Raw genomic sequence first — 25,997 nt, forward strand, 5'->3', positions numbered from 1 at the left:
CTTAAAAAAACTTACTTTTGCAATTCTTGAAAAAAGCGTACTAATTGATTTAGTTGCGATTTAATTCTATAATCTTTTAATAAAAGAATGAAACAGTATTTTAGCTTATTTGATTTTTCGCAAAAAGTAAATTATAAAACCGAAATATTAGCCGGATTAACGGTTGCTATGACCATGATTCCAGAATCACTTTCCTTTGCTATTTTGGCTGGATTTCCGCCATTAGTAGGTTTGTATGCTGCTTTTATAATGGGATTAGTAACGGCAATTTTTGGCGGACGACCAGGTTTAGTTTCTGGTGGAGCAGGAGCAACGGTAATTGTATTAATCGCCTTAATGAAATCGCATGGTTTGGATTATGTTTTTGCGGCAGTAGCATTGGCAGGAGTAATCCAGATTTTAATAGGCGTATTTAAACTCGGAAAATTTATTCGCTTAGTGCCTCAGCCCGTTATGTTTGGTTTTGTAAACGGTTTGGCAGTAGTCATATTTATGTCGCAATTAGAGCAGTTTAAAACGGTGATTAATGGCGAAAGCGTCTGGTTGTCAGGAAATCCATTGTATATAATGTTAGGTTTAGTAGCTTTGACTATTGGAATTGTTTTAGGATTTCCAAAGATTTCTAAAGCTATTCCGGCTTCTTTAGTAGCAATTATGGTAGTTTTTGGATTGGTTTTAGTTTTTGGAATCGAAACAAAAACAGTGGCTGATATTGCTTCGGTAAGTGGAGGATTTCCTCCTTTTCATATTCCGAATATTCCTTTGAATTTGGAAACTTTCCAACTCATTCTTCCTTACGGATTAATTATGGCTTGTGTAGGTTTGACTGAAGGTTTGCTGACTTTGAATTTAGTTGACGAAATTACAGGAACTAAAGGTAACGGAAACAGAGAATGTGTGGCTCAGGGAAGTGCTAATATTTTAAATGGTTTTTTCTTTGGGATGGGTGGCTGCCCAATGATTGCTCAAACTTTAGTGAATTTATCAGCAGGATCGAGAGCGCGATTATCAGGAATTGTTGCAGCCTTAACGATACTTTGTATTGTCTTATTTGGCGCTCCTGTAATCGAAAAATTACCAATGGCGGCTTTAACAGGAGTGATGATAATGGTGGCGATAGGAACTTTTGAATGGATTAGTTTTCGAATTATCAATAAGATGCCAAAACACGATATTTTTGTGGGAATTACAGTAGCTGTTATCACTATTTTGTTGCACAATTTGGCACTTGCGGTATTGATTGGAGTTATTATTTCGGCATTAGTTTTTGCCTGGGAAAGTGCAAAACGTATTCGTGCTAAAAAATATATTGATGAAAGAGGAGTGAAGCATTATGAAATATTTGGTCCTTTGTTTTTTGGATCTACAACTGCTTTTGCCGAAAAATTTGATGTTTTGAATGATCCTGTCGAAATAGTGATTGATTTTAAAGAAAGTAAAATTGCCGATATGAGTGCTATTGATGCCGTAAATAAGATTACCGAGCGTTATGCAAAAGCGGGTAAAAAAGTGTATTTACGTTATTTAAGCGAAGATTGTCAGCAATTGTTGCATAATGCCAAAGGAATTATTGAGGTAAATATTATCGAAGATCCTACTTATAAAGTGGTTTCGAATTAATTACAATAACAATTCCAATAGCAAAAGTCAATTTCAATTTTTAGCATAATCTTTATAAATCTCCTTAATTGGAATTTCGTTTGCATCACCATCATGAATAACTAATCGATAGCTCAAAACAAGAGGTTTTTTGTTCGATAACGGAATAGCTTTTGCACCTGGATAAGGAAAAACCGCATTTTGCATACTTTTTTTAGCCCGTAAAATCCATGGATTAGGAAACCCCGGGTTTTTAGGATTGCATAATATTGTCATTCCTGTTTTTTGTTCTTTATTAATTAAAGATCCCGAAATATCCATCCATTCGCTGGCGGGAATAGGTAGATTTGTTGGTGTAATTTTTCCGTTTGAACTTGTAAATAATACATCATCGCTGAGTTTTATTCGTGGAGAAAATCCGCCGTAACCTTTTTCATCTTCTGATCCGCCAATTTTCATGTTGGGTTCCAGTGCTAATAATGCAATTTCGATATCAATGCAACGGTATTTTTGTTGTTTTGGATGTACTTTGATTGTAGTTGTTTCTTTTACAAAAGCTTTTTCGATTCCTCTTTTATCTTTCCACAAAGGAGATTTCCAAAGTACCTTTGCCTGAATGGCTTTGCTATTATCTTTTTGCTTTTTCTCTTTTACAGAAGTAACTTCCCATTTAAAATTTTCAATTTCCCAGGCGTCTCCAATTCTTTTATCATCAATATACAATTGATGCCAGGACCAGAATATTCCCCGATGATGCAAATGATCAGCGGGGAAATCTTCGGTTAAAACAGCTCCATCTAAAGTATATAACGGATGAATATAATTAGAACGGCTATATTTTCCATTGATTGATTTTGGGGCAATTTGGTACGATAAAATACTGTCTTTGCCTTCGGTAAAATAAGTTTTGTCAGCTTCAATTTTGATATTGATTTGACCAAAACTCATTTGGCTAAAAAAACAAATAACAGCTATTGCATTAAGACGTTTTCTGGAAATCATTTTGTCATTTCGTTTAAATAATCGTCTAAATTGCCTAGTGCCATTGTGAATCCTTCCTGGAATCCCATAGCGATAATTTGCTCTAAATCTTCTAGTTTTTCGTATTCAGCAACGATATTTACTGTGGTTGTATTTTCGTTTTCAGTAAATGTATTGTTCCAAACCGTACGAGGAAAATCAGTATTAATTGTTCCGTTTTCATCGCAAAAAGCATCCAGTCCTGAAAAGCTTTTTAAAACATCAATTTTTTTATAATCGTTTCTACACCAGTGTGTTTCGTCTTCCGGACTTACCATGCCGTAAAACCAGGTACCACCTTCTCTAAAATCCATTGATTTTGTTTCGGTCTTATACGGTTTTGGTGCCCACCATAAATCTAATATTTCAGCTCTGGTCCAGGCATCCCAGACTAAGTTAAGTGGAGCAGCAAATTCTCTTTTTACATTTACAGTGTTGTTTTCTTTATTGACAGTAAAGTCAAATTGCAGATTTGTTTTCATCGGTTTTATTTTTAAGGGTTGCTAATATGTTATCTAATTCATTGAATCGGTTTTCCCAAATGGCTTTAAATTGTGCGAGCCATTGGTCAATTTCTTTCATTTTATTTACTTCTAACTGGTAATATATTTCTCTTCCTTTTTGCTCCTGCTGTAATAATTCACATTCCCAAAGTATTCGCAAGTGTTTAGAAATCGCTTGTCTGCTGGTGTCAAAATGTTCTGCAATAGCATTAGGCGTCATTGCCTGAACAGCAATAAGGCTTATAATGGCTCTTCGGGTAGGATCAGCAATGGCTTGAAAAATATCTCTTCTCATTTTTAAATAATGAAACTAATTGGTTGCTAATTTAATGCAATTGTTTGGTTGCGCAATATTTTTTTAATTTTTTTTACTTTGAATGTAAGTTTTTTAAAATTATAACAACTAATAGATTAAAAATATTATTCATTATGAGAACAATTTTACTAATGCTGCTTTTTATAGTAGTAAGCTGCGGGAAAGAATCTTCGCCCGAAGGAAGATCAAAAATTAGAGATGAAAAACTACAGGAAAAAATAGATAGTCTGCAAATTCAAAACAAGCAAATTATTAAAGACATTAATATGATTAAGAAGCAATTAAATATTGAAGAACAGTCAAATTAACGTATCTTAGTCTGTATTCGAAATGAAATAATAGAATGGAATCACTCGAAAAAGATTTTTTAAACCTGTTATCTCAGTACAACGCAATGATTCATAAACTTTGTCGCTTGTACCGGGATAGTCTTGAAGATCGCGAAGATTTATTTCAGGAAATTGTTTTTCAGCTTTGGAAATCCTATTCTAAATTTAAAGGAGAATCGAAGTTGAGTACCTGGATTTATCGCATTGCGCTTAATACTGCGATTGCTTCTTTTCGAAAAAAAAACGCTGCAATAAATTATTCGAATCAATTACCAGATTTTGCAGAGGAACATCCCAATGATGAAATGGCTTTGAGACAAGAACGTTTATTTGCTGTTTTAAAATTACTTGACGAAAGCGAAAAAGCTTTGATTAGTTTGTATTTTGAAGAATTGTCGTATCAGCAAATTGCAGAAATTATTGGGATAAATGAAAATTATGTTGGGGTAAAACTCAATCGCATCAAAACAAAAATTAAAACCTTAATGCAATAAATTATGGAATTAGACGATTTAAAATCGGATTGGAATAAAGTACAGCCAAATTTAAAAACCGATGAAGCAATGTTGTTACTATTACAGGAAAATAAACATCCTGTTTTAAAATCAATTAGAAAGCAAATTGGGATTGAAATTACAGCTTGGTTAGTATTTCTGCTAAGTTATTATTGGCTATTTGATGGAGCTAAGAAACCTTTTTGGATTAATTTGATTTTAGTGATTAGCCTTGGTTTTCCCATTTTTCATAGTTTTTATGGGTATCATTTCAATAAATACTTAAGTGATGGGGCGAATGTAAAAAAAGCTTTAGAACAAGTTTACTACCGATTGAAGAAATATGCTGTAGTATCAGTTATTAGTAGAGTTGGATTTATCTGTGGATTATTGGTATTCTTTAGTTACGGAATTCAATTTACTACTACAAAATATTATTCATTAGCTGTAATCTGTTTTGTTTTTTTAATCCAATTATGGGTTTTGTATCTCATTTGGAATCAAAGATTAAAGCGAATTCGGCAAGCAATTGTGTCATTCAACGTTGATAAGTAAGATAAATCTTTTTTTCCAGTTAAAATGATATTAAAAAATCACTAAAAGTGGGTATTGTCGTAAAAGTAGAATTGATATACTTTTATCAAAGTTAAAAAAAGGAAAATTAACTTCTAAAACCGACCAGCCAAATGACAAATTCAGATAAGATTAAAAAGGTAAATGATTTGCTTATTGAAGTTATTAAAGACGAAGAGCATCAAACAGAAAGTTCTTTTAATGGTTTAAAAGATGTGGTTTTGAGTATCTTAGTTGATTACTGGCATACTGAAAGAGAGCCAGGAATTTTTATGGATAACATTTCATTAGATATTGATTAAAAATATAATAAAAAAATAGAATTTGTCATTTTAGGGTTTGATGAATTTTTATAGATAGCCACTTTAGTTTTAAAGTGGCTTTTCTTTTTTAATAAAAATAATATGATTATCGGTTTCTAATACCAATTATTGAGAATGGTACACAGATTACACTGATTTTAACAGATTATGATTTACAAAGAGCTATAGAAAATCCGTTTTTTCTGTTCAATCAGTGTAATCTGTGGCCTATTTTTTATTTAGTCCGCTTAGCGGACTAAATAAAAAAACTTTGCGAAACTCTGTGAAAAACTTTGCGAAGCTTTGCGGTAAAATAGCCCACGGATGAAACAGACAAACCGGTTTTTTACTGATTTTTTTATTTTTTTACAAAAAGTATTCACCTATTAAATAACATTTTGCGTGTCCGCTAATGCGAACTCTGTCTCCCAGCAATTCACATTCTAAATAGCCTTTGCGGTCTGAAAGCTGAATAGCAGATAATTTCGTTTTGTTTAATTCTTTTGACCAGTAGGGAATGAGTGTTGTATGAGCTGAACCAGTTACCGGATCTTCGTTGATGCCGGCTTTTGGACCAAAAAATCGGGAAACAAAATCCGAATTTTTCCCCTGAGCTGTGACAATAATTCCGCGAACAGGAAGCTGAATAATTTTTTCAAAATTAGGTTCTAAATCTAATATTTCTTCTTCATTATTAAAAAGTAGCATGTAATCGCTTTTTCCTTTAAAAGCCTGAATAGGTTTTATATTGAATCCATCAGTTATTTGAGAATTTAACGGAATAGTTTCTAATTGATCAACAGGAAAGTTTAAAGAAAGTAAATCGGCTTCTTTAGTAACAGTTAATACGCCACTTCTTGGAGAAAAAAAGCTGATTTCATTACCGCTATAATTTTCATAATTGAATAATACAAAAGCTGCTGCCAGTGTCGCATGTCCGCATAAATCAACTTCTACTTTTGGTGTAAACCATCTTATTTCGTACTGATTGTCCTTTTTTAAATAAAAAGCCGTTTCCGAAAGATTGTTTTCTTCAGCTATTTTTTGCAATATTTCGTCGCTTAACCATTCTTCCAGTGGGCAAACAGCAGCCGGATTTCCTGAAAAAACGGTTTTGCTAAAGGCATCTATCTGATATAATTTCATCTTACAATTGTTGTTTAATTAATTGTCCTAATTTTTTTAGGCTATTTTCTGTTTTTTCATCCCATTTTACGGCAAAGTTCAATCGCATGCAATTATTGTATTGATCGTGTTGGGTAAACATTCGACCGGGAGCAAAACTAATTTTATGCTGAATAGCAATGTCATATAACAGAGCTGTATCAATTTTAGGATCAAGTTCGAGCCAGAGAACAAAGCCTCCCTGTGGTTTGGAAATTTTAGTATTTTCAGGAAAATGATTCTCTATAGTACGCTGAAAATGCAAATAGTTAGTATATAATGTGTTTCGTAACGTTCTTAAATGATGATCGTATCTGCCGTGTTCCATGAAATCAGCAATTACTTCCTGATAAAGCGGCGGACTGGATAAGGTTTGTATCAGTTTTTGACGAATTAATTTTTCTTTGAATTTTCCCGGAGCAACCCAACCGACTCTGTAACCGGGAGCCAAAGTTTTTGAAACCGAACCACACCACATTACAATTTCTTCTTCGTCGAATGCTTTGCAGGGTTTTGGTCGGTTGGTGCCAAAAAAAATATCGCCGTACAAATCATCTTCAATCAAAGGAATATTGTGTAATGTAAGCAACTGAACAACTTCTTTCTTGTTTTCCTCTGGCATACAACTACCTATTGGATTATTAAAATTAGAAACCAGACAACAGGCTTTAATTTTAGGTAACACTTTTTTTAAATCTTCGATAGCAACACCGGTAACTGGATGTGTAGGAAGTTCGATAATATGTAAACCTAATGATTTAATCATTTGTAAAATTCCAAAATAAACAGGACTTTCAATGGCAATCGTATCGCCTGGATTCGTCACCGTCATTAACGAATACAATAAAGCATTTAACGCTCCCGAAGTCGTTACAATATCTTCTTCATTTAAATGACCATCCCAGGTGAAAGACCATTTGGCAACATTTCGTCTTAAATTAATGTTTCCCTGAGCCGGTTCATAAGCGGTACCGCTATCTTCTAAATTTCGCAAAATTTTTATCACGCCTTTGTTCAATTTAGCAATAGGCAACATACTTTTATCAGTAACTCCCAGTGAAAACTGAGTAATGTTTTTATCTGTAAAAGTGTTGAAAACCTTACTAATTAAGTCTTCAGGAGCTTTTTCTTTTTCAGATAATTTAAGTTGGCGCATCGAAGGAAGTGCTAAATTAGACTGGAATCCCCGGCTGACATAATATCCTGATTTTGGTCTGGAAGCTATTAATGATTTACTTTCTAATTCTAAAAATGCTTGTTTTACCGTATTAATACTTACGTTGTAAATTTTTTGTACCGTGCGGATTGAAGGTAATTTATCGCCTGTTTTTAAAGTGCCGGACGTAATTTGTTCTTCAATTATTGTTGCAATTTTCAGGTATAAAATTTCTTTTTGCATTTTGATTACAAAATTATTTGTGTCCAATAAAATTAGTAAATTTTCAAACTGTAACCGTATTAATTTTGAGAATTGGAATCGTTCAACCATTTTACAAATTGTGAAATAGCTGCTGACAGATTTTTATTAGAATTATTTTGCCATTCGTTCTTAAAAATAACTTCGGTTTCTTTCATTAAATTTTCATTAATTAGAGTATCAGAAAATTTAGAATTAATATTTGTATGTAAAGCATGTTCATCTGAATCTAATGTTACATAGGAATAGCCTACAATTTTATCATCATATTCAGCTACATAAAGTGGAAGACCAAAATCAGTATCGAATGGAATATTTAATCCTGAAAAAGGAATATTTTGCTTTTGTTCGTACAGACGAATTATACTTTTAAGGTCAGAGATTGTAACTGCTCTAAAGCTGATATTTTGCTGTTGTTTTAAAATTGTTTCCATGACTTACTTATTTAGAATGTAAAATTATTTATTACTAAAAAACAAGTACAGATACAGAAATGCTTTTGTTTATGGTTACAGATTAATTGCTTAAAACGAATTGGCAGAAAATAAAAAATCCTCTTTTTTAACCGATTAAAAAAGAGGATTGTAGTTATAAACAAGCGATTGATTTTTTATAAAACCGCTTTAATTTTTTCGATTAAAGCATCGTATTCAGCATCTGAAAGTAAAGTTTTATTTGGGTTCATTTCGAAAACATTCCCAAAACCATAACCATCAGCATATTTAGGTACAATATGAAAATGTAAGTGGGATAATTTATCTGAAAAAGCACCGTAATTTATTTTATCAGGATTAAAAGCTTTTGCAATAGCATTTGCTGTGGTATTAACATCGTCCATAAAAGCATTGCGTTGTTCATCGCTTAACTCATGAAATTCAACTCCGTGATCTTTGTAAACAACATTTAAACGACCTGTGTACGATTGCTCTTTAAACAGGAACAATTGAGAAACTTTCAAGTCGGTAATTTTAATCATTAGGTTGTGTAATGTTTCATTTTCCTGACAATACAAACATTCTGAAACTGGTGTAGGCATATTTTTTTCTTTAATAAATTATAAATTGTTTTAATAGCGTTAGCAAAGCTATCGATACTATTTTATTTTTCCAAATTGCCTTTTTCTTTAAGTTTAGCTTGGTATTTTTCTACAATTTGTTTTCCCCAAGCTTGTCCTGCAATAATAGATTCTGTCATTACCTGAGGCATAGTAGCAATCATTTTTTTTCCAATAGGGGAGTTGTAAAAAGTAATTAATTGGTCAATATCACTTTCAGTATAATATTTATCGTAAATAGGGATAATCATATTTTGTATATCTTCTGCTTTTACTTCTTTTTTAAATTCTTCCAAAAATTCGATTTTGGCTTTAGAATCAGAGGAAGAACTTTTAAGATGCTCCATCATTTGATTCATCACCTGAATTCCTATTTTTCCAGAACCTGTTAATTCAAGCAGTTGATTTATTTTTTCGCTTTTTGAAGTGTTTTGAGCATTCGCTGAGAAAGATAGTACACAGAAACTTAGAATTAAAAGTGATTTTTTCATGTAGTTATTTTGGTTTTATAATTAGATTTCGAATATACAATTTCTTATTCGTAAAAAAGATTTATCTCACAAAAAAAGCGCTCTCTTTCGAGAACGCTTTTCATTATTTTAAAACTAAAAATTAGTTGTTTTCAATCCATTTTCTGGCATTAACAAATGCTTCCTGCCAAGGAGTAACTTCATCGTTTCTGTTAGCTGGATAATTTGCCCAGTTCCATTGGAAAACAGAACGCTCAATATGCGGCATTGTTACCAGGTGACGACCTGTAGCATCACACAACATTGCTGTGTTGAAATCAGATCCATTAGGGTTTGCAGGGTAGCTATCGTAACCGTATTTACCAACAATGTTGTAGTTTTCTTCACCCATTGGTAAATTAAATTTACCTTCACCATGAGAAACCCAAACTCCTAAAGTAGTACCGGCTAAAGTTGACAACATCACTGAATTATTTTCCTGTACTGTTACCGAAGTAAAGATACTTTCGTGTTTGTGACTATTGTTGTGCAGCATTTTTCCGTGTATTTCGTGCTCCGGATTAATTACTTCTAATTCCATGAACAATTGGCAACCATTACAGATTCCAACAGATAATGTATCTTCTCTTTTAAAGAAGTTTTTTAATGCTGTATTAGCTTTTTCGTTGTATTTGAAAGCTCCGGCCCAACCTTTAGCAGAACCTAAAACATCTGAGTTAGAGAATCCACCAACAGCTCCAATGAATTGAACATCTTCTAAATTTTCACGTCCTGAAATCAAATCAGTCATGTGGATGTCTTTTACATCAAAACCAGCAAGATACATTGCATTTGCCATTTCACGCTCAGAATTACTTCCTTTTTCACGAATAATAGCTGCTTTTGGTCTTGGTTTTGAAGCATCAATTTCAGGTTTTTTACCTGTAAAATGAGCAGGGAAACTAAAGTTTAATGCCTGGTTTTTATAATTATCGTAACGCTCTTGAGCTGTTCCGTTTTTAGATTGTTTTTGGTCTAATAAGAAAGAAGTTTTAAACCAAACGTCTCTGTATTTAGCAATATCTAATTGGCAACCGCCAAAGTTTAAAGTAGCTTCATTTGTTGCTGTTCCTAATTTGTAGAAAGAAACTCCGTTAGCGTTTAATTTACTTTCTAAAGCAATGTCTTCTTTCGCCTGGAACACAATTCCGATATTCTCAGCAAAAAGGTATTTGATGATATCTTTTTCTTCGAAAACAGAGAAATCAATTTTAGCACCTAAATTCACATCAGCAAAACACATTTCTAATAAAGTAGTGATTAAACCACCACTTCCAATATCGTGACCCGCTACAATTTGGTTATCCAAAATTAATTCCTGAACCGTATTGAATGCCTTTTTAAAGAAAGCAGCGTCTTTAATTGTTGGCGTTTCATTACCAATAGTATTCAAAATTTGAGCAAAAGAAGATCCTCCTAATTTGAAATCATCCTGAGATAAATTGATATAGTAAATAGAATCACCATCTCTTTGTAAAACAGGCTCTACTACTTTTCTAATATCAGTACAGTTACCCGCAGCCGAAATAATTACCGTTCCCGGTGCAATTACTTCATCGTTTGGATATTTTTGTTTCATCGAAAGTGAATCTTTTCCTGTTGGAATATTGATTCCTAATTCGATAGCAAAGTCAGAACAAGCTTTAACAGCAGCGTACAAACGAGCGTCTTCACCTTCGTTTTTACAAGCCCACATCCAGTTAGCCGACAATGAAACTCCTTTCAATCCGTCTTTTATTGGAGCCCAAACAATATTTGATAATGATTCGGCAATAGCAGTTCTTGTTCCGGCAACAGGGTCAATTAAGGAAGCGATAGGAGCGTGGCCTATTGAAGTTGCAATTCCTTCTTTTCCTTGAAAATCTAACGCCATTACACCACAGTTATTCAATGGTAATTGTAATGGACCTGCAGTTTGCTGTTTTGCTACTTTTCCACCTACACAACGGTCTACTTTGTTAGTCAGCCAGTCTTTAGAAGCAACAGCTTCCAGTTGTAACACCTGCTCTAAATAAGTAGCAATTTTATCTTTAGAATAATCTAAGTTTTTATAGTTGTAATCAATAGTTTTATCGGTCATTACTGTTTTTGGAGAACTTCCAAAGAAATCTTCCAAAGCATAATCCATTGGTTTAGCACCATTAGTTTTTGATTCGAAAGTAAAACGGTGATCACCGGTTACGTCTCCTACTTCATACATTGGCGAACGCTCTCTGTCGGCAATTCTTTGTAAAGTATCAATGTCTTTTTGACCAATAACTAATCCCATTCTTTCCTGAGATTCGTTACCAATAATTTCTTTTGAAGAAAGCGTAGGGTCACCTACAGGCAATTTATCTAAATCGATTAGACCTCCTGTTTCTTCCACTAATTCCGAAAGACAGTTTAAGTGTCCACCAGCACCGTGATCGTGAATAGAAACAATTGGATTGTTATCGCTTTCGACTAATCCACGAATAGCATTAGCAGCACGTTTTTGCATTTCCGGATTCGAACGTTGGATAGCATTTAACTCAATTCCTGAACCAAAAGCTCCGGTATCTGCAGAAGAAACCGCAGCACCACCCATTCCGATTCTATAATTTTCTCCACCTAGAATAACGATTTTATCGCCTTCTTGTGGTTTGTGTTTGATAGCCTGATCTAATTTTCCGTAACCAATTCCACCTGCCTGCATGATTACTTTATCGTAACCAATTTTACGGTCGTTTTCTTCATGTTCGAATGTTAAAACAGAACCGGTAATCAACGGTTGACCAAATTTATTTCCAAAATCAGAAGCTCCGTTTGAAGCTTTGATTAAGATATCCATCGGTGTTTGGTACAGCCATTTTCTTTCGGCAACGGCATTTTCCCATGGTCTTTCTTCTTCTAAACGAGAATAAGAAGTCATGTAAACCGCAGTTCCTGCTAATGGCAACGAACCTTGTCCACCAGCCAAGCGGTCACGAATTTCTCCTCCGGAACCTGTAGCAGCTCCGTTAAAAGGCTCAACAGTTGTTGGGAAATTATGTGTTTCTGCTTTTAATGAAATAACCGAATCAAATTCTTTTACTTCATAAAAATCAGCTTTGTCGGCAGTTTTTGGAGCAAATTGTTGCACTTTTGGTCCTTTTACAAAAGCCACATTGTCTTTGTAAGCCGAAACAATGTCGTTAGGATTTTCCTGAGATGTTTTCTTGATTAATTTGAAAAGAGAAGTTTCTTTTTCTTCACCGTCAATTACAAAAGTTCCGTTGAAAATCTTGTGACGACAGTGCTCTGAATTAGCCTGAGAGAAAGCAAATATTTCAGAATCAGTTAGTTTTCTGCCTAATTTGGTAGCTAAGTTATCTAAATATTCAACTTCTTCAATACTTAAAGCCAAACCTTCCTGTTTGTTATAAGCATCAATATTATCAATTTCTAAAATTGGTTCCGGTTGAATATTGATAGTGAAAATATCCTGATTCAACTCGGTATATTTTTGCGAAAGCATCGGGTCAAAATCAGTGAAATCAGCCGATACTTTGTAGAATTCTTCGATACGAATGATTCCTGAAATCCCCATGTTTTGAGTAATTTCTACAGCGTTGGTACTCCAAGGCGTAATCATAGTGGCGCGAGGACCAACAAAAAAATCCGTCAATACGGATTTCTCTATCTTATTTGCATTGGCAAAAAGCCAGTTTAGTTTAGAAATATCTTGAGCCGAAATTTCGCCTTGCGTTTGTACGGCAAAAATTGCGTTGCTTTGGTTTTCAAAGAAATGAATCATTGTTTTTTATTTGATGAATTGCGATGCAAATTTAGGTTAAAAAAACAGTAACAACAAGTGTAAAAATGACTTTTTAAAGTAGCTTTTTCACTAGTATTCAGTGTTCAGTTTACAAAAAGCAGATTGCAGAATTTAGAAAGCGGTTTAAGGCGGGCAACTTCGAAAGCTTTCTCTTTGTGCTTAATTTTTAGCCACAGATTTACACGGATAATTTCAGATCATAAAAAAAAAGTTTCAGCGAAAGCTTTGTGTTCTTTATGGTTAAATAAAATTTAAACTTATTTAGGAAACGCCATACTCTGGTAAGCACCCAAATCAGGAGGCGAAGTTCTGGTTTTTCCGTTAATGTCTAAAGGTATTGCATAAACAGGATTTCCTTTTGCGAAAGCCGCAGAAGTATTGTCGATATTCAATTTGTTTTTTGCAATATCAAGAAAACGCGGACTTTGATTTAAAATGATGTTGTTGTAATGCGCTGTCTCATTAAAATTGTATAACGAATTTGAGCTATTAGCATCCGATTTTAGTAAGCAATTATTGAATTGATACTCAAAAATAGCTGTGTTTTGTTTTTCTAAATTCAATTCATTAGCATAAGCGCCATAAATTATACAATTGTTAAAAGTGGCTTGGATTAAGTCTTTTGTTTCAGAATTTGAGTTAAATTTGTAGTTACTGATTGTTAATGCAAATTGTTGCGAACTATTCCAGTTGTTGTTAAAAGTACAATGTGTAAACTGGTAATTTCCACCGTAAGTACAAGCTAATGCTGCTTTTCCAGCGGTATTGATTACTATGTTTTCTCCTTTTATATGAGCATTTTGAGCCAGAATTCCATAGTTGGACGAATTGTAAATCTGACTGTTTTTTATTGAAACGGTCGTTTGATCCTGATTGTCAATTCGTAAACCAATCGTAGCATTTTTTATAGTAAGATGATTGATGCTGTGATTTGTACTACCCTCACGAAGCCAGATGGTTGCCCATTGTCCCGGGATATTCGCATAATCGGCTTCAAGGCGGTCACCTTCAAAAATAATTTCGTTTTCCTGTTTATTTGTTGTTGAAGCATTTCCGTTGCATTGTAAAGTAGCTCCTTGTGGTACAATCAAGCCTGAATTGGCATGAAAATAAACTCTGGCTCCGGCATCAAAAATGACTGTTTTCCCTTTGGGAACGGTGGCGTAACCATAAATCACATACGGTTTTTGATTGGTAAAATGCAGTTCGTTACCATTTACAGAGTCGTTTTTGTCCAAATAAAAACCACTGAATTCGGTATCATCAAAAGTGACTGTTTCGGTTTTGCCATTGCCTAGATTTTTTGGAAATAAGAAAACAGCATCTTTTACCAGAGTGAGTAAAGCTACTTTTTGCAAATTAGTTCCGCTATCAAATTCAATATCGTCAGTGTATAAAAAATCATTAGGATTCGCATCGGAAATATTGGGAGTAGTTTCGATAAAAACATACAAACTATCCTTGGCTAACAAAGTTACATTATTGAAAATTTTGTTGTTTTCGCCTTGCATTCCGTCAACGGTCATGCGGTATTTTGAATTTAAGCCTTTGCTAAATTTAATCGTAGGAATGCTAATGTCTTCTTTACTATGATTATACACTTTCAATACATACGTACTGGAACTAATGGTCGAAAAAACAGTATCAAGAAAAACTGTATCTCTTGAAAATACTAATTTCCCGGAGCTTAGTACTGTTGAAAAATCAGTACGGCAAGAACCAAGAGTAATCAGAATAGTGAAAATAAAAAGTAGCGAAAAGCAACGCATGGATTTTGTTTTTTTGTAAAAATAGAAAAAATCTTATTTGTTAAAACTTAATTTTAAAATCGATTGCAGAATATGCTTCTTATAAAGAGGCTAGTCTCTATTCTTTTCTTTATTTTTACAATCGATTAAAATAAAATTCATGACATTCGATAAAGAAAAGATACTGGAATACTGCAATCGTATTTCGAAAAATACCTTAATGGAAACCTTAAATATTGAATATATTGATGCTGGCGAAGGTTTTCTTATTGCTAAAATGCCTGTAAATCCAAGTGTTCATCAGCCTATGGGGTTGTTACATGGCGGAGCTTCGGTAGCATTAGCAGAAAGTGTAGGAAGCGCAGCTTCTTTTATATTCATCAATCCTGAAGTGAGTGAAGTGCGCGGTATCGAAATTTCGGCCAATCATTTAAAAGCCAAGCGTGAAGGTGTGGTTACTGCAACGGCGAGAATAATTCATCAGGGAGCGAGTATTCATTTGTGGGAAATTCGGATTGTGGACGAAAGAGATAATTTGATTTCGCTTTGTAAGCTGACCAATATGGTTTTGCCAAAAAGAAAGAAATAAGGAATAGATTTTTGAAGAAAAACGAATCTTTAATATACTACTATTATGATTGATTTTTTTATAAAAGTAAAACAGCAAGAAGCCCAGGAATTACCATTTGTCATTTATAAAAAGCCTTATAAAACTGAGGTGAGAGGTTTTTTTCAAAAAAACGACCATCTTTATTTTGCTGAAACTTTAGATGAAACCGGTTTTGTATTTGCTCCTTTCAATGGCAACCAAATGATATTGATTCCTAAAAATCAATCGGTAATTTGGGAGGCTGATATTACTTCTTTGGATGAAAATCAAAAAGAAGATTTTGTGTATTCAGAAAATGGTCAGGAAAAAGCACGTTTCGAAAATTTGATTCAAAAAGCCATTGATGCTATTGAAAAAGGCGATTTTACCAAAGTAGTTTTGTCCCGAAAAGAAATCTTAGAAGTACCCAATTTTGATTTGGTAACCGTTTTTACAAGATTAATTCAGCGTTTTCCTAATGTTTTTTGTTATTGCTGGTACCACCCAAAAATAGGACTGTGGATGGGAGCGACTCCTGAACGATTACTGAAAGCCAGCCGCAAAAAGTTTTGTACAATGGCATTAGCAGGAACACAAAATTTTAACGGTACTGCCGAAGTAGTCTGGGAACAAAAAGAAATTGCCGAGCAGCAATACGTAACCGATTTTATATTAGAAAACCTCAAAGGATTAACTTCAGAGGTAGCGATTTCCAGTCCGTATACCGTTCAGGCGGGAAATGTGTTGCACATTAAGACTGATATTGAGGGAATCATCAATAAAACATCTAAATTGAATCAGGTAGTTTCTGTTTTGCATCCTACGCCTGCAGTTTGTGGTTTACCCAAAGATTTAGCGAAAGAATTCATTTTAGAAAATGAAAATTACGATCGAAAGTATTATACCGGTTTTTTAGGCGAATTGAACAAAAAGGATTTTACTGAGAAAAAACAAAAATCTGATTTGTATGTGAATTTACGTTGCATGCAAATTAAAGGGCAAAAAGCACATTTATACATGGGGTGCGGAATTACGAAAGAAAGTATTCCTGAAAAAGAATGGAAAGAAAGCGTGAACAAGTCGATGACGATGAAGAGCGTACTTTGAAGTTAGAGGTTAGAAGTTAGGGGGTAGAGGTTAAGATTATAAGATGGAAGTCAGATTTTAGAAAGCAAAAATTAAAACATTAAGGAATAACACAATAAAACTCCGTACAGTCTCCCCTTCCTTTGGAGGGGGCTGGGGGAGGAAAAAAAGAAATAATGAAATTAGACATATTAGCGTTTGGAGCGCATCCTGATGATGTAGAATTAGGTTGTGCCGGAACAATTTTAAAAGAAGTTTCCTTAGGGAAAAAAGTGGGTATTGTAGATTTAACCCGAGGCGAATTAGGAACACGTGGTTCGGCGGAAATTAGAGATCAGGAGGCGAGTGCTGCTGCAAAAATATTAGGTGTTTCGGTTAGAGAGAATCTGAACATGAGAGATGGTTTTTTCGTTAACGATGAAGCACACCAAATCGAGATTATCAAAATGATTCGAAAGTACCAACCTGAAATCGTTTTGTGTAATGCTGTTGAAGACCGTCATATTGACCATGGAAAAGGAAGTAAATTAGTTTCGGATGCTTGTTTTTTATCAGGTTTGATGAAAATAGAAACGGAGCTTGATGGAGAACCGCAAACTGCTTGGCGCCCTAAGTTGGTTTATCATTATATTCAGTGGAAAAACCTCGAACCTGACTTTGTGGTAGACATTACAGGATTTACCGATAAGAAGATTGAAGCTATTTTAGCTTACCGTTCTCAGTTTTATGATCCAAATTCTACCGAACCAGAGTCGCCAATTACCTCTAAAAACTTCTTTGAAAGCTTAAATTATCGTTCAAGAGACTTAGGCAGGCTTGTAGGTTTAGAATTTGCCGAAGGTTTTACAGTAGAAAGGTGTTTGGCCGTCAGTAGTTTAGCAGATTTACTGTAAAATTATTAATTTTTTTTGCTCAAATAGTTTGTAGAAGTCAATAAACGTTGTATATTTGCACTCGCAAAGCAAATGGTGGTTGTAGCTCAGCTGGTTAGAGCATCGGTTTGTGGTGCCGAGGGTCGCCGGTTCGAACCCGGTCATCCACCCAAAAGCAAAAGCCTCTTCGAAAGAAGAGGCTTTTTTTGTATCTATAATTTTGAGTAGTTTTCGAATTATTTTATGCCAATTTTAAACTTGTTGAAATCCATTCGAATTTTAATTTTTGGGTAAATAGATAATAAATTGAGAACCAATATCCACATTGCTTTTTCCTTCAATCCATCCGCCGTGGTTTTCGATAATGGTTTTGCAAATAGCTAATCCTATTCCGGTTCCCAGAAACTCATCTTTGCTGTGCAAGCGTTTAAAAACTTCAAATATTTGGTATTTGTATTCGTCTTTAAAGCCAATTCCGTTATCTTTTATTGTAATGGCATAGAATGAATCTGACGTTGTTGCTACAGGAATCTGGAACTCATTTGAATTAATCACTTCTGCAGTAATGTGTATAGATGGTGCAATGTCATTTTTACTATATTTTAAAGCATTATCCAGAATATTGATAATTACCTGAGTAATTAAAATTTTTGAAGCTTTTACAACAGGCAAATCGTCAATAGTAATTGTGGCTTTTTTTTGTTCGATGATGTGACTGAAATAATCTGTAATATCAACCAAAACTTCATTTAAATCACAGTTTTCAAAAATGACTTTGCTGTGCTTTGAAATAGAAAAGTTATGAATAGCATCAATTAAATTGCGCATTCGATCAGTCGATTTTAGAATTCGATTGAAATGAACATGCGATTCATCAATGTTTTTTTCTTTTTCGAGAATAAGCTTACTAAACATTTGTATTTTACGCAAAGGTTCTTGTAAATCGTGGCTTACAATGCGGTTGAAAGTAGCCAGTTCGATATTAGTTTTTTCTAACTGGATATTTTTGTCAAGCAATTCTTCGGTACGGATTTTTACTTTTTCTTCTAGCGAATTATTAAGGGCAATAATTTCATCTTCGGCTTTTTTTTGTGCAGTGATATCTCTCGAAACGGATAATAACTGATAAATACCATTGGTGGGCGAACCTACAGGTGTTATCGTAATGTGCCACCATCTGGGATTTCCTTTGGCTGTTGGACAAAATGCCGAAAATTCGGTTGCTTTACCCTGTAAAGCAGTTTCGACAGATTGTTTAACTAAGTTTTTGTTTTCATCACCCCATAAATCCCACCATACCTGATTTTTAAAATGATTAAAATCGTCAATTTCCATTTGACACAATCCATTAAAGTTCATGAACTGTAATCGGCCTTCTACATCTAGAATTTTTAGGCAATCAGGACTGCTTTCAAGCATAATTTTATTGAAAGCCTCACTTTTTTCCAGTTTAATTTCTTCTAGTGTTTTATCGGTAAGCATAGTAGTTTGTAAGTTGTACCTTTAGTTGTATTATTGTAAACATACAAAAATTGCTTAAAAATGTTCGTTCAACGTTTGTTAAAATAAGTTTCGTTTTTTCATTTGTATCTTGATCTTTTTTAAAAGTTTGATAAAAGTCAGATAAAATTAAGAATATTCCCATTCATAGTTATTGGGAAAACATTAGCAGATTATTAACGGAATTTGCTGGTTGCTATTTCTAACTTTATAAAAATGATAAAATTTAAAATTTAGATATTATGAAAGATCAGGTAATTATTATAACGGGTGCTGCAATGGGTTTAGGTTTTGCTGCTGCCGAAGAATTGGCTAAAAAAGGTGCTAATTTGGTATTAGTAGATTATAATGACGAAAGTTTAGATAAGGCGGCTGAAGACCTGAAAAAAAACTATTCGGGAATAAAAATTGTAACGGTAAAAGCAGATGTTTCTAATGAAGAACAGGTAAAAAACTATGTTGATACCGCTGTAAAGGAGTTTGGACGTATCGACGGTTTGTACAACAATGCAGGTATTGAAGGAAAACAGGCTTCGATTACCGAATATGATTTGGATATCTTTAAGAAAGTAATTGATATTAACTTGATGGGCGTGTATTATGGTTTACGCTATGTGATTCCTGTGATGCAAAAGCAAAAATACGGCCGTATTGTAAATGTCGCCTCTGTGGGAGGAATTAGAGGAGTGCTAAATCAAATGCCGTATGTTGCCAGTAAACATGCCGTTTCGGGAATGACTAAAAATGCAGCGGTGGAATATGGTAAAGACGGAATTCTAACCAATGCTATTGCGCCAGGAGCTATTTTGACTCCAATGGTGGCTGAAGCTTTTAAGCAGGTGAATCCCGAAAATCCTAAAGCTGCCGAAGAACAATATGCAAAACACAATCCAACCAGAGCTTTGGGAGATCCAAAAGACGTTGGTAAATTAGTAGCTTTCTTAATCAGTAAAGACAACGGCTATGTGAGTGGGCAAACCATTGCGATTGATGGCGGAGAATCTAATATGTATGGAAATGCCGAATAAGGTTTAAAAATTATTAAAATACGAAAGCTACATCTTTTTTAAAATGTAGCTTTTTTTATGTTTTTATCCGATGATTTCAGCAATTTATATGTAAATTAGTGACTAGAATTCTGATAAAATATTTAACTAAAATAGTATTACTATGAAAAATCTAGGTTTGTGTTGCTTGTTATTGGCAGGTATGGTATTCCAAAGTTGTAAAGATGAAAAAGCAAAAGATACTACAACCACTGCTGCCAAGGATGAAAAACCAATAAGCGTAAACTGTTATAAAGCTGTGTATGAAAATGATACCATCGAATTAAAAATAAATACCCTGAAGGACGGAAAAGTTTCGGGAGATATGGTAATGAAAGTATATGCCATGACCGAAAGAGTAGGAGATATCGAGGGAGCATTCCGTGGCGATACCTTATTTGCAGATTATAGTTTTATTCAGGGGAAAAATGAAAAAGCAACTTTCAAAAATCCGTTGGCGATATTAAAAAGAGGCGATACGCTTGTGTTAGGTAATGGTGAAATAGAAACTTATTTAGGACGTTCTTATTTTGCTAAAGGAAAACCAATTGATTTTGACAATGTAAAATATAAATTCTTAGCTGTTGACTGCGTAGCTAAATAATACAAAATAGTTTTAGCAAGATCACAATAAAAAAACTGCCATACGAATGAATTGTATGGCAGTTTTTGTTTTAAAGAGTATAACCGAAAATAGATTAATTTTATTTTTTATAGAAAGGAAAACTACATTCCGGGCCAATATAGAAAATTGAATTTATGACCATCAGGATCAGCAAAACCAAAGGTATAGCCAACTTCAAATTTTTCGGGTTCACAAAAAATAGTGCCGCCTATTTGTTTTACTTTTTCATGCCATTGATCCACTTCTTCAACACTCTTAGCCGATAAAGAAAAGATAATTTCGTTTTCATTTTTAGCATTGGTAATTTTGCCATTTAAAGCTTTTTCGAATCTTTTAGGTAAGAAAAAGTTAATTACAAAATTATTTTCTGCAACAGTAAAACTTACGAGTTCGGGAGTTTCATGTCCGTTTTTTTTGAAACCCAAACCCGTGTAAAATTCAATTGTTTTTTGCAAATCATGCGAAACCAGATTCGCCCATATCATTTTAGTTTCCATATACTTTAGCTTTTTAGATAATAATTAAAGTTAATGAAATAAGCTTATATTATTTGTTTAGTTAACAAAGAAAAAGGATTCGTGTAAAAGTGTTGGTATTACTTTTTTCGTTTGTAATGTAGCTGTGTTAGTCCTGTATCAAATGTTTTTGCAGTTACAAATTCAAGTAATTGTTCAGGTCTGTCGTCTTTAAAGAGTCTTGTTCCTTTGCCCAATAAAATGGGGATGACAGAAATTATCAACTCGTCTATTAAATCGCGTTGCAGTAATTCATTGATTATTTCAGCTCCGCCATCACAATAAATATTCTTTCCTTTTTCCTGCTTTAACCGGTTTACTAATTCGGTCAGATCTCCGCTGTAGAAAGTCGTTCTGCCTACTTGCGGTTTTTGTTCTCGTGTTATTACATAAACATCGCGTTGTCCGTTATCGTAATGAGATACACCAATTTCTTTTACTACATAATCATAGGTTTTTCTGCCAATGATTATGGTGTCAATAGTGGCTGTAAATTCGGCATAACCATAGTCTTCGCCTTCCTTTTCAACGAGTTTTAAAAAACTAAGATCATCATTAGGTTTTGCAATGTAGCCATCTACACTTGTGGCAATAAAAAGTGCTAGTTTTCGCATTTGTTTTGAATTTTATGGTGTAATAAATAGCAGTTAAGTGTGCAGTTTTATTTTACTCAAAGGTATTTACAAATTGCTCAATATCATTTTGATTTTGCTCAAAGTTATTTACAATTCACTCAAAGGCATTTGCAGTTTCCTCAAGGAGTTTTACAACTTCCTCAACGGTATTTGTAAATTGCTCAACGACATTTTTAATTTCCTCAACGGCAATTGTAAGTTCCTCAAAGGTATTTGTAACTTTGGTGATGGTAGTTTATAATTGCTGTAGTTATTTGCAATTATGGTACTATTTTTCTAAAAGTTCTTTAATCATTTTAGGAACTTCTTTTTCAGGAGTGGGGAAGTTATGTAGTTCTTTATTCTTATAAATATTGTATTCTGATTTTGAAATCACAGTTCCCTCTGGCGAAATAATCACTATTTCTAGTTTGTCTAATATTTTTTTAAAATCCCATCTCCAGGTGTCATGGTATTCAATTAAAAAATCAAAATCCCCAAGTTTATCATCTTTTTTTACAATTTCAGCTTTAATTCCATATTTCTCGACTTCGTTTTTTATAACAAGATCTGTGTTGCCAATAATTTCGTGTTCTTTTGAGGAGTCGTCAGGTAAAACAATATAGCCTACCATTGGCAAGACTACACCAGGCTTAAATTGGATGTATTGAGAGTTTTCAGCCGAAACTATATAGGCTTTCTTTTGTGCTATGTTTTCAGGAACGGAATATTTTACGGTGTTAATTGTGCCAGAACAGCTGCTAGTTGAAATAGTTAATATAGCTAAGAATGCTAGGTAGAGAAAGTTTTTTTTCACGTTTGATTTTTGTTTTAATATGGAAGAGTTACTGTTTAATTTGTCATTCTGACGAAGGAAGAATCTCATCAATTAACTCTACAAAGTATTTGTATTTGCTCATCTTTGCGGGCACGGATTGCAAATCCTCGCTATCGGGACTCGCGTTGCAAACACTTCGTTTGTTTATTGAAATAGGTAGGAACTCGTTGGAAACGAGCGCCAGTGAGGGTAATATTTCGTTATATTCTTAACATTCTTGAAAGCTTATTCTGCTCAATACAAGCGATTGCTACGGATGAAAGTTCTTCGTCAATTTTAGTCATATTTTTAATTTGTTGTTTTAAAAATTTCACTCTTGATTTATCTGAAATACTCATGTCTGGTAAAAGGTTGATTTCTTGAATTTCATTTATAAATCGTTGACACTTGTCCCAAACCTTTTGTCTTTCTTCCTTTAACGGAGTATGATCTAAATGATATAATCTTATTGAAACTTTTACTCTTTCAATGTCTTTAGATGAAACTGTATTAGGAATAGCTTCACCAAAACTATCAAAAGTTAAAAGACAAGGATCATCTTCGTCAATTGGATCTAAAAGCATTATATCTTCATCAGTTAGCCTTCGTTTTGTTAATGCAACATAACTATTTGGGAAAAGGGGGAAATATGAAGATTTGCCACCTACTTCTTTGTTTGTATCAAATTTATCGTATCTTTTTTGATTACTATAAGTTGATGAAAATCTATAATTTTCCCAATCATATGCTAACCACCAATAACCATCTCTAGTCATATTGTCAAGATTTTTTGCTTCATTTTTAGGTCTGAAATGATCAATATCTCTATCTGACATTATATCTTTTGCTTCCGAATACCAACATTTTCCTATGGAAAGTTTTTGTAAAGGAATAAATAATTCTTGCCAAATGGGATTTTTTTTTAAAATTTCTGCCCTCTCTGTGTCATCTTTAGCTGCTAATAATTTATTATTTAAAGCTTTAGCTTTATTTTCCCAATCAGCCGGTAATTCAAGTTTTGTTAGGTCAATATACCTCATGATTTTCTCTCTTCGTTTAGTATTTCATCTAAAATATCTACCATTATTTTATCCTGAATTCCCTTTTCTACGCTATTTATTGGATTCTTTTTCAGTTCTTCTCTTTGCATAAAAGCAAAAATAAATTTCTGGTATAAAGGATCTCTCTGATATTTCGTAAAACCATATTTTTCAAGTTTGTCTTCCAGTACAATCAGTTTCTTTTTTTGATCATCATCAAGTTTATCGTCTTTGAATAAAATTTGTAATCTTCGTTTCTCCTGTAAGTCTTCTAAAGTTTTTTTATCTAGAATAGAAGGTAAGCCAAAGAATTCACTAGTAAGGATACCGGCAACACCTAACCCTTTAGGATCAATATCTGGTTCAAAAACATTTATATTTCCATCTGTTTCATTGAATATTCGAACTTGTGATTTTAATAAGCCACCAATAATTAATGGATCATGTGTTGAGCATATAAATTGTGTTTTTGGAAAAATTTCCCTTAATATTTCGATAAAAGATACTTGCCATAATGGATGCATAGAGATATCTACTTCATCTATTATTACAATTGCATTTTCTTGAAAAGCAGAGATTGGGTTTGAAAGAGGAAAAGTATCGACAAATCTTTGCATAAGATGACCAATCCAACCAATCATCATTCTAAATCCTTGACTAATCAAGCTTAGAGGAATACCATTTGGTGCGTCATTAGTAAATACCCAAACATCAGGAGGTGCAACTTTGGTAACTGTCTTGAATTTAATTTCTTTTTTAGTAATATTTGAAATAACTGAAAATACTGTCTCGATTAATACTCTCTCTGAATAGGAAGAATCACCGCCTTCGTTCTTTTTTATTGAATCAAAATATAGGTTTGCAATCCAATCAGAAAAAGACCTTAACCTAAATTCATCACTTCCATTAATTAAAGGAATTAAATCATTGATATGAGGCTGAGTGTTTTTACTTTGAATAAAATTTGAATTACTATTATTATCAATTCCTCTTTCTTGTGGAAAACCAATTACAAGTGATTTTAAGTTGTAATTGTTATATATAATTTTAGATTCATTAGTAGCTGAAAAATTAATATCATTACCATTATCATTTGGAACTAAAATTATCTCGTTAGAATTTTCTTTTCCATCTATAGTATAATCGAGTTTAATAAGACCATTTTGATATGTAAATTTATCGTTATCAAAACCTAGGATTTTTAAAAAACTGCGTTTAGCTGATTCTTGGATATTTTTATGGTTTCCACCAATAATAGCTAAAGCAATTGATTTTAGGATTGTGCTTTTTCCACTTCCATTTTCTCCAATTAGGCAGGTTATTTCATCATCAAATGTTATCTCCAAATTGTCAAAGTGCCCAATGTTTTCTAATGTTAACTTCTCTAATTTAATATTTGGTTTGTGTTGTTTAAGTGCCTCAAAGGTTAAATTATTTAATTCTTCATATGAACTGAATGGGTTAAATTCATTTGAGAAATCTTTATTGACCAAAGCCTTTGTTTTCTGGAATGTATTCCAATTATCAAGGTTGGCTGAATTAAAATCAGTTTCGATGAATTGATCTTGAATAAAAATGAAGAATCTTTTTCCCATTTTTTTACACTGTTTCGCTATTTTATTTAAAAGACTCGTGTCTGTGTGAGCATCAATTGGACATATAATAAATACAATGTTTGTATCTTTATTAATTTCTTCTTCAGAAATAATCGGAATAAATTCTATAGAATTTAAAATTGAAAAATCTTTAACTAATTTTTTATAGTTTTCTGTAATGTTTTCTTTACTTGCATTAATAAAATAATAAGCTTTATCAGTTATTAATGAGTTTTTTGCTGATAAATTATCTTGATGTTGAAGAATATATTCAATTGTTTTTTTTGGATTATTAGGGGCATAATCTTCAGGTAATTTTAAATTATTACCGTTAATTGAAAGATGTACTAGTTTTGTCAGTTTTTTTATTTCTTCAGGAAGATAATTTAATTGGTTGTTTTCTAGAAATAAATGGGTCAAATTAGTTAAGAGTCCTATTTCACTAGGTAAATCACTCAACTTGTTATTTTCAATTCTCAACTGTGTTAGCGAAGTCAAATTACCAATTTCTAAAGGTAAATTATCAATTTGATTATTTCCCAATAACAATAATTGTAGCTTTTTTAAATTGCCAATTTCTTTTGATAAAATTTTAATTTTATTGTTTCTTAAATATAGTCGGTTTAAATTAACTAAGGAACCTATCGAGTCCGGTATTTCAGATAATTGGTTGTACTCAGCGTGTAGATGAACCTCTGCTAAAGGTATTTTCGGTAATGAAGTTAATCCTTGCTTATTTAAAATAGTTGGCATATTTTACTGGTTTTGTTTGTATTGATCATAACTCGCTTATATGTATGATTTTACAATACATTATTTTTTTTGCTAATATATAAATAAATCTTACAAAAATTAGTTCACTGTATTATTTTACTTAATGTTTTTTAGCTAT

26 protein-coding genes and 1 tRNA gene are annotated in these 25,997 nt (G+C 33.1%); 11 read left to right on the forward strand and 16 right to left on the reverse strand.

Features of this window, described 5'->3' with window-relative positions; all coding sequences use genetic code 11:
- Positions 1–87 precede the first annotated feature (87 nt).
- On the forward strand, positions 88–1,620 hold the full coding sequence (locus FEM21_RS13990) for a SulP family inorganic anion transporter (protein ID WP_035661589.1): 1,533 nt from the start codon (positions 88–90) through the stop codon (positions 1,618–1,620).
- A 33-nt stretch (positions 1,621–1,653) separates the two neighbouring features.
- On the opposite strand, the gene FEM21_RS13995 is transcribed toward FEM21_RS13990, so the two are convergent.
- Genes FEM21_RS13995 through FEM21_RS14005 form a run of 3 tightly spaced genes read right to left on the reverse strand, consistent with a single transcriptional unit; the run spans position 1,654 to position 3,417 of the window.
- Positions 1,654–2,601 (reverse strand): DUF6807 family protein, encoded by a 948-nt coding sequence (locus tag FEM21_RS13995; protein WP_035661592.1) that lies wholly within the window; start codon positions 2,599–2,601, stop codon positions 1,654–1,656.
- Positions 2,598–3,101 carry an SRPBCC family protein gene (locus FEM21_RS14000; RefSeq protein ID WP_035661593.1) on the reverse strand — a complete coding sequence of 168 codons (504 nt, stop codon included), beginning with the start codon at positions 3,099–3,101 and terminating at the stop codon, positions 2,598–2,600. Before FEM21_RS14000 ends, FEM21_RS13995 begins: the two co-directional genes overlap by 4 nt.
- Positions 3,079–3,417, reverse strand: coding sequence for an ArsR/SmtB family transcription factor (locus tag FEM21_RS14005; protein WP_035661596.1), 339 nt, complete (start codon positions 3,415–3,417; stop codon positions 3,079–3,081). The genes FEM21_RS14000 and FEM21_RS14005 overlap by 23 nt, the downstream gene beginning before the upstream one ends.
- A gap of 134 nt (positions 3,418–3,551) precedes the next feature.
- On the opposite strand from FEM21_RS14005, the gene FEM21_RS14010 reads away from it, so the two are divergent.
- From FEM21_RS14010 to FEM21_RS14025, 4 genes are all read left to right on the forward strand, one after another.
- Positions 3,552–3,746 carry a hypothetical protein gene (locus FEM21_RS14010; protein ID WP_035661753.1) on the forward strand — a complete coding sequence of 65 codons (195 nt, stop codon included), beginning with the start codon at positions 3,552–3,554 and terminating at the stop codon, positions 3,744–3,746.
- A gap of 35 nt (positions 3,747–3,781) precedes the next feature.
- Complete coding sequence (locus FEM21_RS14015; protein WP_035661598.1) at positions 3,782–4,261, forward strand: RNA polymerase sigma factor; 480 nt, start codon at positions 3,782–3,784, stop codon at positions 4,259–4,261.
- A gap of 3 nt (positions 4,262–4,264) precedes the next feature.
- A complete protein-coding gene (locus FEM21_RS14020; RefSeq protein ID WP_035661600.1) occupies positions 4,265–4,816 on the forward strand; it encodes a hypothetical protein in 552 nt (183 codons plus the stop codon).
- Positions 4,817–4,947: 131 nt separating this feature from the next.
- A complete protein-coding gene (locus FEM21_RS14025) occupies positions 4,948–5,136 on the forward strand; it encodes a hypothetical protein (protein ID WP_035661601.1) in 189 nt (62 codons plus the stop codon).
- 366 nt (positions 5,137–5,502) lie between these two features.
- Here FEM21_RS14025 and FEM21_RS14030 read toward each other — a convergent pair whose 3' ends face one another.
- The 7 genes from FEM21_RS14030 to FEM21_RS14060 form a co-directional block, all read right to left on the reverse strand.
- The gene (locus tag FEM21_RS14030; RefSeq protein ID WP_035661603.1) at positions 5,503–6,282 is read right to left on the reverse strand and encodes a PhzF family phenazine biosynthesis protein; all 780 of its coding nucleotides are present in this window, start codon (positions 6,280–6,282) and stop codon (positions 5,503–5,505) included.
- A 1-nt stretch (position 6,283) separates the two neighbouring features.
- Positions 6,284–7,699, reverse strand: coding sequence for an aminotransferase-like domain-containing protein (locus FEM21_RS14035; protein ID WP_035661756.1), 1,416 nt, complete (start codon positions 7,697–7,699; stop codon positions 6,284–6,286).
- 59 nt (positions 7,700–7,758) lie between these two features.
- Entirely contained in the window at positions 7,759–8,151 is a 393-nt protein-coding gene (locus tag FEM21_RS14040) for a hypothetical protein (protein WP_035661605.1), read from the reverse strand.
- A gap of 176 nt (positions 8,152–8,327) precedes the next feature.
- A complete protein-coding gene (locus FEM21_RS14045; RefSeq protein ID WP_035661607.1) occupies positions 8,328–8,753 on the reverse strand; it encodes an HIT family protein in 426 nt (141 codons plus the stop codon).
- Between the two features lie 62 nt (positions 8,754–8,815).
- Entirely contained in the window at positions 8,816–9,262 is a 447-nt protein-coding gene (locus FEM21_RS14050) for a DUF2059 domain-containing protein (RefSeq protein WP_035661610.1), read from the reverse strand.
- A 121-nt stretch (positions 9,263–9,383) separates the two neighbouring features.
- Entirely contained in the window at positions 9,384–13,037 is a 3,654-nt protein-coding gene (purL, locus tag FEM21_RS14055) for a phosphoribosylformylglycinamidine synthase (RefSeq protein WP_035661613.1), read from the reverse strand.
- A 278-nt stretch (positions 13,038–13,315) separates the two neighbouring features.
- Complete coding sequence (locus FEM21_RS14060) at positions 13,316–14,827, reverse strand: hypothetical protein (RefSeq protein WP_035661615.1); 1,512 nt, start codon at positions 14,825–14,827, stop codon at positions 13,316–13,318.
- A gap of 139 nt (positions 14,828–14,966) precedes the next feature.
- Here FEM21_RS14060 and FEM21_RS14065 point away from each other — a divergent pair, with 139 nt between their 5' ends.
- The 4 genes from FEM21_RS14065 (at position 14,967) to FEM21_RS14080 (ending at position 17,523) form a co-directional block, all read left to right on the forward strand.
- Positions 14,967–15,395 (forward strand): PaaI family thioesterase, encoded by a 429-nt coding sequence (locus tag FEM21_RS14065; RefSeq protein WP_035661618.1) that lies wholly within the window; start codon positions 14,967–14,969, stop codon positions 15,393–15,395.
- A gap of 45 nt (positions 15,396–15,440) precedes the next feature.
- Entirely contained in the window at positions 15,441–16,502 is a 1,062-nt protein-coding gene (locus FEM21_RS14070; RefSeq protein WP_035661621.1) for a chorismate-binding protein, read from the forward strand.
- A gap of 155 nt (positions 16,503–16,657) precedes the next feature.
- Positions 16,658–17,374: a bacillithiol biosynthesis deacetylase BshB1 gene (bshB1, locus tag FEM21_RS14075; protein ID WP_035661625.1), complete on the forward strand. Its 717-nt coding sequence runs from the start codon at positions 16,658–16,660 to the stop codon at positions 17,372–17,374.
- A gap of 75 nt (positions 17,375–17,449) precedes the next feature.
- Positions 17,450–17,523, forward strand: a tRNA-His gene (locus FEM21_RS14080).
- Between the two features lie 109 nt (positions 17,524–17,632).
- Here the strand turns inward: FEM21_RS14080 and FEM21_RS14085 are convergent.
- Entirely contained in the window at positions 17,633–18,835 is a 1,203-nt protein-coding gene (locus FEM21_RS14085; RefSeq protein WP_051627614.1) for a PAS domain-containing sensor histidine kinase, read from the reverse strand.
- Between the two features lie 260 nt (positions 18,836–19,095).
- On the opposite strand from FEM21_RS14085, the gene FEM21_RS14090 reads away from it, so the two are divergent.
- The gene (locus tag FEM21_RS14090; RefSeq protein ID WP_035661628.1) at positions 19,096–19,881 is read left to right on the forward strand and encodes a glucose 1-dehydrogenase; all 786 of its coding nucleotides are present in this window, start codon (positions 19,096–19,098) and stop codon (positions 19,879–19,881) included.
- A 142-nt stretch (positions 19,882–20,023) separates the two neighbouring features.
- A complete protein-coding gene (locus tag FEM21_RS14095) occupies positions 20,024–20,503 on the forward strand; it encodes a hypothetical protein (RefSeq protein ID WP_035661630.1) in 480 nt (159 codons plus the stop codon).
- Between the two features lie 122 nt (positions 20,504–20,625).
- On the opposite strand, the gene FEM21_RS14100 is transcribed toward FEM21_RS14095, so the two are convergent.
- From FEM21_RS14100 to FEM21_RS16340, 5 genes are all read right to left on the reverse strand, one after another.
- Positions 20,626–21,021 carry a VOC family protein gene (locus FEM21_RS14100; protein WP_035661633.1) on the reverse strand — a complete coding sequence of 132 codons (396 nt, stop codon included), beginning with the start codon at positions 21,019–21,021 and terminating at the stop codon, positions 20,626–20,628.
- 98 nt (positions 21,022–21,119) lie between these two features.
- On the reverse strand, positions 21,120–21,653 hold the full coding sequence (locus tag FEM21_RS14105) for a dihydrofolate reductase family protein (RefSeq protein ID WP_035661636.1): 534 nt from the start codon (positions 21,651–21,653) through the stop codon (positions 21,120–21,122).
- Between the two features lie 289 nt (positions 21,654–21,942).
- Positions 21,943–22,470 carry a hypothetical protein gene (locus FEM21_RS14110; RefSeq protein ID WP_152547417.1) on the reverse strand — a complete coding sequence of 176 codons (528 nt, stop codon included), beginning with the start codon at positions 22,468–22,470 and terminating at the stop codon, positions 21,943–21,945.
- A 221-nt stretch (positions 22,471–22,691) separates the two neighbouring features.
- Positions 22,692–23,510: an HNH endonuclease family protein gene (locus tag FEM21_RS16335; protein ID WP_051627615.1), complete on the reverse strand. Its 819-nt coding sequence runs from the start codon at positions 23,508–23,510 to the stop codon at positions 22,692–22,694.
- Complete coding sequence (locus FEM21_RS16340; RefSeq protein WP_051627616.1) at positions 23,507–25,858, reverse strand: AAA family ATPase; 2,352 nt, start codon at positions 25,856–25,858, stop codon at positions 23,507–23,509. Before FEM21_RS16340 ends, FEM21_RS16335 begins: the two co-directional genes overlap by 4 nt.
- Between the last annotated feature and the right edge of the window lie 139 nt (positions 25,859–25,997).

The sequence above is a fragment of the Flavobacterium seoulense genome (assembly GCF_000695795.1).
Taxonomy (GTDB): Bacteria; Bacteroidota; Bacteroidia; order Flavobacteriales; family Flavobacteriaceae; genus Flavobacterium; species Flavobacterium seoulense.

Excerpts from the sequence above, each read along its gene's own strand:
- FEM21_RS13990 (WP_035661589.1), top strand. The coding sequence starts at position 88 with ATGAAACAGTATTTTAGCTTATTTGATTTTTCGCAAAAAGTAAATTAT.
- FEM21_RS13995 (WP_035661592.1), bottom strand. The coding sequence starts at position 2,601 with ATGATTTCCAGAAAACGTCTTAATGCAATAGCTGTTATTTGTTTTTTT.
- FEM21_RS14000 (WP_035661593.1), bottom strand. The coding sequence starts at position 3,101 with ATGAAAACAAATCTGCAATTTGACTTTACTGTCAATAAAGAAAACAAC.
- FEM21_RS14005 (WP_035661596.1), bottom strand. The coding sequence starts at position 3,417 with ATGAGAAGAGATATTTTTCAAGCCATTGCTGATCCTACCCGAAGAGCC.
- FEM21_RS14010 (WP_035661753.1), top strand. The coding sequence starts at position 3,552 with ATGAGAACAATTTTACTAATGCTGCTTTTTATAGTAGTAAGCTGCGGG.
- FEM21_RS14015 (WP_035661598.1), top strand. The coding sequence starts at position 3,782 with ATGGAATCACTCGAAAAAGATTTTTTAAACCTGTTATCTCAGTACAAC.
- FEM21_RS14020 (WP_035661600.1), top strand. The coding sequence starts at position 4,265 with ATGGAATTAGACGATTTAAAATCGGATTGGAATAAAGTACAGCCAAAT.
- FEM21_RS14025 (WP_035661601.1), top strand. The coding sequence starts at position 4,948 with ATGACAAATTCAGATAAGATTAAAAAGGTAAATGATTTGCTTATTGAA.
- FEM21_RS14030 (WP_035661603.1), bottom strand. The coding sequence starts at position 6,282 with ATGAAATTATATCAGATAGATGCCTTTAGCAAAACCGTTTTTTCAGGA.
- FEM21_RS14035 (WP_035661756.1), bottom strand. The coding sequence starts at position 7,699 with ATGCAAAAAGAAATTTTATACCTGAAAATTGCAACAATAATTGAAGAA.
- FEM21_RS14040 (WP_035661605.1), bottom strand. The coding sequence starts at position 8,151 with ATGGAAACAATTTTAAAACAACAGCAAAATATCAGCTTTAGAGCAGTT.
- FEM21_RS14045 (WP_035661607.1), bottom strand. The coding sequence starts at position 8,753 with ATGCCTACACCAGTTTCAGAATGTTTGTATTGTCAGGAAAATGAAACA.
- FEM21_RS14050 (WP_035661610.1), bottom strand. The coding sequence starts at position 9,262 with ATGAAAAAATCACTTTTAATTCTAAGTTTCTGTGTACTATCTTTCTCA.
- purL (WP_035661613.1), bottom strand. The coding sequence starts at position 13,037 with ATGATTCATTTCTTTGAAAACCAAAGCAACGCAATTTTTGCCGTACAA.
- FEM21_RS14060 (WP_035661615.1), bottom strand. The coding sequence starts at position 14,827 with ATGCGTTGCTTTTCGCTACTTTTTATTTTCACTATTCTGATTACTCTT.
- FEM21_RS14065 (WP_035661618.1), top strand. The coding sequence starts at position 14,967 with ATGACATTCGATAAAGAAAAGATACTGGAATACTGCAATCGTATTTCG.
- FEM21_RS14070 (WP_035661621.1), top strand. The coding sequence starts at position 15,441 with ATGATTGATTTTTTTATAAAAGTAAAACAGCAAGAAGCCCAGGAATTA.
- bshB1 (WP_035661625.1), top strand. The coding sequence starts at position 16,658 with ATGAAATTAGACATATTAGCGTTTGGAGCGCATCCTGATGATGTAGAA.
- FEM21_RS14085 (WP_051627614.1), bottom strand. The coding sequence starts at position 18,835 with ATGCTTACCGATAAAACACTAGAAGAAATTAAACTGGAAAAAAGTGAG.
- FEM21_RS14090 (WP_035661628.1), top strand. The coding sequence starts at position 19,096 with ATGAAAGATCAGGTAATTATTATAACGGGTGCTGCAATGGGTTTAGGT.
- FEM21_RS14095 (WP_035661630.1), top strand. The coding sequence starts at position 20,024 with ATGAAAAATCTAGGTTTGTGTTGCTTGTTATTGGCAGGTATGGTATTC.
- FEM21_RS14100 (WP_035661633.1), bottom strand. The coding sequence starts at position 21,021 with ATGGAAACTAAAATGATATGGGCGAATCTGGTTTCGCATGATTTGCAA.
- FEM21_RS14105 (WP_035661636.1), bottom strand. The coding sequence starts at position 21,653 with ATGCGAAAACTAGCACTTTTTATTGCCACAAGTGTAGATGGCTACATT.
- FEM21_RS16335 (WP_051627615.1), bottom strand. The coding sequence starts at position 23,510 with ATGAGGTATATTGACCTAACAAAACTTGAATTACCGGCTGATTGGGAA.
- FEM21_RS16340 (WP_051627616.1), bottom strand. The coding sequence starts at position 25,858 with ATGCCAACTATTTTAAATAAGCAAGGATTAACTTCATTACCGAAAATA.